Origin of the sequence: Pseudomonas sp. 2995-3 (genome assembly GCF_002742565.1) — a bacterium.
GTDB classification, from domain to species: domain Bacteria; phylum Pseudomonadota; class Gammaproteobacteria; order Pseudomonadales; family Pseudomonadaceae; genus Aquipseudomonas; species Aquipseudomonas edaphica.
Window position 1 is genome coordinate 1 of the sequence record NZ_LJSB01000163.1, and the last position, 2,636, is coordinate 2,636.

The 2,636-nt window shown below is 56.2% G+C and carries 1 protein-coding gene; it reads right to left on the reverse strand.

The genetic code is table 11. The features are described 5' to 3' along the window. Window positions 1–2,636, reverse strand: a 2,636-nt coding sequence (locus AOA62_RS11520) for an immunoglobulin-like domain-containing protein (RefSeq protein ID WP_368665709.1), incomplete at both ends; no start/stop codon positions are given.

The following is a 2,636-nucleotide window of genomic DNA, read 5'->3' on the forward strand; positions in this document are numbered from 1 at the left end:
AGAGTGACGGTCAACGGGTTGGTGATGTTAGTCACCGGCGCGCCGTTTTTATCCACAAGGCTGGCGGTGTAGACGATATTGCCGCCTTCGCCGACTGTGGTGGTTGCAGTCAGGACCACATCCACTTTGTCGATGGTGTCGTTGATAGTCGTGGTCGCGCCGTCGCCCGCCACTTCCAGCTTCTCGAAGTTGCCGCCAGCGGTGTCAGTGATCTTGACGGTCTGAGTGCTCTTATCGATGAATACGTCATCGCTTGGCGCAGGGACAGTCACGGTGCCGACGGTGTCGCCAGCCTTGATAGTGATGGTCGAGCCGTTATCCAACTTCAGCGTGACGTCAGTGCCCGCTTTATTGGAGAGCGTAGCGGTGTAGGTGATCTGACCACCCTCGTTCACTGCAGAGGGAGCCGTCAGCGTGACGGTTGTGGTGTTATCGGTACCCGGAGTGTCGGTGACGGTAGTGTTGACCGGCGTTGTACCTGGAACCAAATTCTCGAAGTGCTCACCGCCAGTCACGTTAGTGATAGCGGTAGTGACGGTCTGATCGCCCTTGTACACGTCATCTGGAGCTACAACGGTCACGCTGCCATTCGACTGATTCACACCGATGGTAATGGTCTGGCCATTATCCAGGGTCACGGTCAACGGGTTGGAGATGTTAGACACTGCCGCGCCGTTTTTATCCACAAGGCTGGCGGTGTAGATGATGTTGCCGCCTTCACCCACTGTGGTCGTTGCGGTCAGAACCACATCGACCTTGTCGATGGTGTCGTTAATGGTCGTAGTTGCACCATCACCAGCCACTTCCAACTTCTCGAAGTTACCGCCAGTGGTGTCGGTGATCTTGACGGTTTGAGTGCTCTTGTCGATGAACACGTCATCGCCAGGTGCAGCAACGGTCACAGAGCCGACGGTGTCGCCAGCTTTGATGATGATGCTCGAACCATTGTCGAGTTTCAGGGTTACGTCAGTGCCGGCCTTGTTGCTCAAGGTGGCAGTGTAAGTAATCTGGCCGCCTTCGTTGACTTCGCTAGGTGCGGTCAGCGTAACGGTAGTGGTGTTATCAGTGCCCGGAGTGTCGGTGACGGTGGTGCTCACCGGTGTAATACCTGGCACCAGATTTTCGAAGTGCTCGCCGCCAGTCACATTAGTAATAGCGGTGGTGACGGTTTGGTCGCCCTTGTACACGTCATCCGGAGCTACAACGGTCACGTTGCCGCTGGACTGATTCACGCCGATGGTGATGGTCTGGCCGTTATCCAAAGTCACGGTCAGCGGGTTGGTGATGTTGGTCACCGCATTACCCGACTTGTCGACCAGCGACGCGGTGTAAACGATGTTGCCGCCTTCGCCGACGGTAGTGGTGGCGGTCAGGACCACATCCACTTTGTCGATGGTGTCGTTGATCGTGGTTGTTGTGCCGTCGCCGGCAACTTCCAGTTTTTCGAAGTTGCCGCCAGTGGTGTCAGTGATCTTGACGGTCTGGGTGCTCTTATCGATGAACACGTCATCGCCAGGTGCAGCAACGGTCACAGAGCCGACGGTGTCGCCAGCTTTGATGATGATGCTCGAACCATTGTCGAGTTTCAGGGTTACGTCAGTACCGGCCTTGTTGCTCAAGGTCGCGGTGTAGGTGATTTGACCACCTTCATTGACTTCGTTTGGCGCGGTCAACGTGACGGTGGTGGTGTTATCAGTACCCGGTGTATCGGTGACGGTGGTGCTGACCGGCGTGGTACCTGGCACCAAGTTTTCGAAGTGCTCACCGCCGGTCACATTAGTGATAGCGGTTGTGACGTTCTGGTCGCCCTTGTACACGTCATCCGGAGCTACAACTGTGACGTTGCCGCTGGACTGATTCACGCCGATGGTGATGGTCTGGCCATTATCCAAAGTCACGGTCAGCGGGTTGGTGATGTTGGTCACTGCCGCGCCGTTTTTATCCACAAGGCTGGCGGTGTAAACGATGTTGCCGCCTTCACCGACGGTGGTGGTGGCGGTCAGAACCACATCGACCTTGTCGATGGTGTCGTTAATGGTCGTAGTTGCACCATCACCAGCCACTTCCAACTTTTCGAAGTTACCGCCAGTGGTGTCGGTGATCTTGACGGTCTGAGTGCTCTTGTCGATGAACACGTCATCGCCTGGCGCTGCAACAGTCACGGAGCCAACGGTATCGCCAGCTTTGATGGTGATAGACGAACCGTTATCCAACTTCAGCGTTACGTCAGTGCCTGCTTTATTGGAAAGCGTAGCGGTGTACGTAATCTGACCGCCTTCGTTGACGTCGCTTGGCGCGGTCAGTGTCACGGTGGTGGTGTTATCAGTGCCCGGAGTATCGGTGACAGTGGTGCTAACCGGCGTAGTACCCGGCACCAGATTCTCGAAGTGCTCACCGCCAGTCACATTAGTGATAGCAGTAGTGACGGTCTGGTCGCCCTTGTACACGTCATCTGGAGCTACAACGGTCACGCTGCCGTTCGACTGGTTCACACCGATGGTGATGGTCTGGCCGTTATCCAAGGTCACGGTCAGCGGGTTGGTGATGTTGGTCACTGCCGCGCCGTTTTTATCCACAAGGCTGGCGGTGTAGACGATGTTGCCGCCTTCGCCGACGGTGGTGGTGGCGGTCAGAAC